Raw genomic sequence first — 4054 nt, 5'->3', positions numbered from 1 at the left:
CCATGCAAAATGGTGAAAAAAGACGCCCTGCAAGTTTACTGTTAATGCATCAGCCTTTTAAAATTAGCCAACTACTTTTCCAAAAGTTTTTAAGGTGGAGCCGGAAGTGACTTGGATAGGAGCATATTTTTTATTTAGAGAAATAAATTGGATACCGGAATCAGATTGATGATATTTCTTTACATAAGCATCACCATCGAGGAAAAAGACACCGATTTCTCCTTCTTCAAGAGTTTCTTGTTTATGAATCCAGATGATCTGTCCATCCAGATAGAGAGGCTCCATACTGTCACCACATATGATGTTGTTCCGAAAGAAGAAATTGCTGAATTTGAAGAGCTTATGCGCAAAACCATAGCTGACATTGTATCAGAAGCCAGTAGCGTTGTCTTTTGGGTGTATGTGCAGAAATATGTGAAGCACAAAACCCTAAACGAAATGCTGCAAGAATTGCCAGACGTAGGTCAATTCATCCTAGCTATGGATACCTGGTTTGAAAAACTGATGGAGAAATAATCTAGGAAAATAGTTTAAAGTTTACATGTTATGATCATGTATGAAGTTGGAACAAAATAAAAGATTGTGCTATACTATTGTTCAAGAAAAAAACTCATTGACATATTTCAATCTATTTAGGAGGATAAACGATCATGTGTACAGCAGCAACTTATAAAACAAAAGATTTTTACTTTGGACGAACCCTCGATTATGAATTCTCTTATGGTGATCAGATAGTAATTACACCACGTAATTATGCGTTTAATTTTCGCCATGTTGGCGATATGAAAAATCATTATGCAATTATTGGAATGGCTCATGTTGCAGAGGATTATCCTTTGTATTATGATGCTATGAATGAAAAAGGAGTGGCAATGGCAGGACTGAATTTTGTCGGAAATGCTGTTTATGCCGCGATTAAGCCAGATGTGGAAAATATTGCACAGTTTGAATTTATTCCGTGGATTTTAAGTCAGTGTTCTTCTTTAGTTGAAGTTCGCGAGCTTCTTGAACGAATTAATATTGTTAATACTCCTTTCAGCGAGCAATTGCCATTAGCACAATTACACTGGATCATTTCTGATGAGAATGAGTCAATTACGGTAGAATCTATGTCAGATGGTTTGCATATTTATGATAATCCAGTAGGAGTGCTTACGAATAATCCGCCATTTCCACAGCAGATGTTTCAACTAAATAATTATATGCATTTATCTCCTAAACAGCCCAGAAATACTTTCTGCGAAAATTTGGCTCTTGATGCATATAGTAGAGGTATGGGAGGATTAGGTCTTCCGGGAGATCTCTCATCTTCCTCACGCTTTGTACGTGTAGCTTTTACAAAGGTAAATGCAATTTCAGGTGAATCAGAGGAAGAAAGCGTTAGCCAATTCTTCCACATTCTCGGATCTGTGGATCAGCAACGAGGATGTTGCGAAGTAGCGGATGGAAAATATGAAATCACATTGTATACGTCGTGTTGTAATGTTACAAAAGGTATTTATTATTACAATACTTATGAAAACCATCAGATCAGTGCAGTAGATATGCATGTAGAAAATCTGGATAGTGATAAAATGATTTGTTATCCAGTAATTCAAGGAGAACGAATCAACTATCAAAATAAATAATGTTTTGAAATCAGGGATGAGGTAGAAAGGAAAGTTCCATGACAAAAGATGAAGTAAAAAACTCAGGATGAACAGTCCGGAATCACTACAGTTTTTAAATAATGCTACGAAATTTTATAATTTAATGATGATGTATCGTTGTGCTATTCGGGAGATACAAACTAAACTTGAGGTTTTGGATGATGAATTTTCAGCTGAGAACAATCGAAATCCTATTTCTTTTATAAAAACAAGAATTAAGAAGCCCAATAGTATTTACAATAAACTGCAGAAGATGGGATATGAATTTACAACAGAAAATATACAGACATATCTCAATGATGTAGCAGGCGTTCGAATAGTTTGTGCGTTTATTGACGATATTTATATGATATCAGATTTGATTACCCAACAGGATGATATTAAAGTTATTGAAATAAAAGATTATATAAAAAATCCAAAATCGAATGGTTATCGAAGCTATCATATGATTGTTGAAATACCAGTATTTTTTGCTAAGGGTAAAACACCTATGCGTGTAGAATTACAGATTCGAACCAATGGTATGGATTTCTGGGCAACATTGGAACATCAACTTCGCTATAAAAAAGGAATTGAAGAAATGCCTGGCTATGATGAGATAAGTGAAGAATTACTTCATTCTGCAAGAGCTATCATTGAAGCAGATAATGAAATGCAGAGAATAAAAGACAAAATTGGTATGTTCCACGAAATTTAGGGAGAAAACTGAGCAAGTAGGAAGGCGGAATATATATGAAACAAGATACTTTAGAGGGCAAAGCAAAAACAAAAAATGGGGTAAAACGGCTGTGTTTTTCCATAGTCTGCATTCTTCTGGAAGTGATTTTTATTATTACTATCGTAACACGCTTGAATGAATATGCAGAAATTATAAATTTATTTACAAGGATTTTGAGTGGAATCTTGGTTTTGGGATTGTACGCATCAGATAAGACCTCTTCTATGAAAATGCCTTGGGTCATCTTAATTCTAATCTTCCCAATTATGGGTGTAGGCCTGTATTTGTTGATTGGTTTGAATGGTGGCACACATAAAATGCGTGAGCGATATGCAGAAATTGATAGCAAATTGTTACCAATGCTTCCGGACAGTCAGGAGTGTTTGAGCAGAATAAAAGAAACAATTCCGAAAGCAGGAAATATAGCAAGTTACATACAAAGAAATTCGCAGTATCCAATCTATCAGAATACGGATATTGTGTATTTTGATGAAGCAGTGAAAGGATTAGAGGCACAGCTTAAGGATTTGGAGAAAGCACAGAAGTTTATCTTTATGGAATATCATGCGATAGAAGACGCTGAAGCATGGCATAAGATTCAAGAGGTTCTGGAAGAGCGAGTAAAAGCAGGTGTGGAAGTTAGAGTATTCTACGATGATATGGGTTCTATAGGCTTTATTAACACAGATTTTGTGAAAAAGATGGAGGCAATAGGAATTCATTGCCGTGTATTCAATCCGTTTATGCCAGGTTTAAATCTGTTTTTGAACAATCGTGATCATAGAAAAATAACCGTTATTGATGGAAAAGTCGGATTTACAGGTGGATATAATCTAGCAAACGAATATTTTAATTACACACACCCGTATGGACAGTGGAAAGATACAGGTATTCGTTTAGAAGGAGATGCTGTTCAGTCGCTTACGGTGACATTTTTGGAAATGTGGAATGCAGTAAGTGCTAAGGCTGCTAATGATTCTGATTTTAGTAAATACCTTTTCCACTATGATTATGCGGCACAGCAAACTGGGTTTGTTCAACCTTATGCAGACAGCCCTATGGATAATGAGCAGGTAGGAGAAGAAGTTTATATCAGTATGATAAATAAAGCTGAAAAATATTGTTGGTTTATGACTCCATATCTAATCATAACAGATGAAATGACGCATGCGTTATGTCTGGCTGCTAAGCGAGGGGTAGACGTAAGAATTATCACACCTGGTATCCCTGATAAAAAATTCATTTATAATATAACTCGTTCTTTTTATCATGGATTAGTTAAACATGGTGTTCGTGTTTATGAGTGGACTCCTGGTTTCTGTCATGCAAAAATGAGTGTGGCAGATGACTGTATGGCAACTTGTGGAACAATTAATCTGGATTATCGAAGTTTATATCACCATTTTGAAAACGGTTGTTTTATGGCAGATTGTCAGGCAGTTGTGGAAATAAAAAATGATCTGATAAGAACGATGGGAGAATGTCGTGATGTGACAGACCAATATCAAACCGGACGAAGTGCATATTTGCGACTAGGACAATTATTTATGAGATTATTTGCTGGATTGCTATAAGAATCTGATGAAACGACCTTTCAAAAAACAGTTGATTTAGAAGTTAACTGTTTTTGAAAGGCCGTTTTTGCTATATCTAACAGTCTGTTGTACAAAGAAGATTTTGCATGGAT

Annotated in this window: 4 protein-coding genes and 1 pseudogene; 4 read left to right on the top strand and 1 reads right to left on the bottom strand. The window is 35.5% G+C overall.

Going from position 1 to position 4054, the window contains the following annotated elements; all coding sequences use genetic code 11:
• Nucleotides 1-63: 63 nt before the first annotated feature.
• Complete coding sequence (locus ABHC48_RS20250) at nt 64-285, bottom strand: S24 family peptidase (protein WP_118584014.1); 222 nt, start codon at nt 283-285, stop codon at nt 64-66.
• Between ABHC48_RS20250 and ABHC48_RS20245 the strand changes: the two genes are divergently transcribed.
• The 4 genes and pseudogenes from ABHC48_RS20245 to cls all read left to right on the top strand — a co-directional run bounded on the left by ABHC48_RS20245 (nt 244) and on the right by cls (nt 3941).
• Nucleotides 244-516: a hypothetical protein gene (locus ABHC48_RS20245; protein WP_330382803.1), complete on the top strand. Its 273-nt coding sequence runs from the start codon at nt 244-246 to the stop codon at nt 514-516. The two genes, ABHC48_RS20250 and ABHC48_RS20245, sit on opposite strands and share 42 nt — an antisense overlap.
• A 134-nt stretch (nt 517-650) precedes the next feature.
• Nucleotides 651-1628, top strand: coding sequence for a choloylglycine hydrolase (bsh, locus tag ABHC48_RS20240; protein WP_118339757.1), 978 nt, complete (start codon nt 651-653; stop codon nt 1626-1628).
• A gap of 38 nt (nt 1629-1666) precedes the next feature.
• Nucleotides 1667-2346: pseudogene (locus ABHC48_RS20235) on the top strand (GTP pyrophosphokinase family protein).
• Nucleotides 2347-2381: 35 nt separating this feature from the next.
• Nucleotides 2382-3941 carry a cardiolipin synthase gene (cls, locus tag ABHC48_RS20230; protein WP_347506039.1) on the top strand — a complete coding sequence of 520 codons (1560 nt, stop codon included), beginning with the start codon at nt 2382-2384 and terminating at the stop codon, nt 3939-3941.
• Nucleotides 3942-4054: the final 113 nt, after the last annotated feature.

The organism is Ruminococcus sp. 1001136sp1, from assembly GCF_039841815.1.
In the GTDB taxonomy this organism is placed as follows: domain Bacteria; phylum Bacillota; class Clostridia; order Lachnospirales; family Lachnospiraceae; genus Blautia_A; species Blautia_A faecis.
The sequence above is the reverse complement of the archived record's forward strand: the minus strand, read 5'-3'. Positions and strand labels throughout refer to the sequence as shown.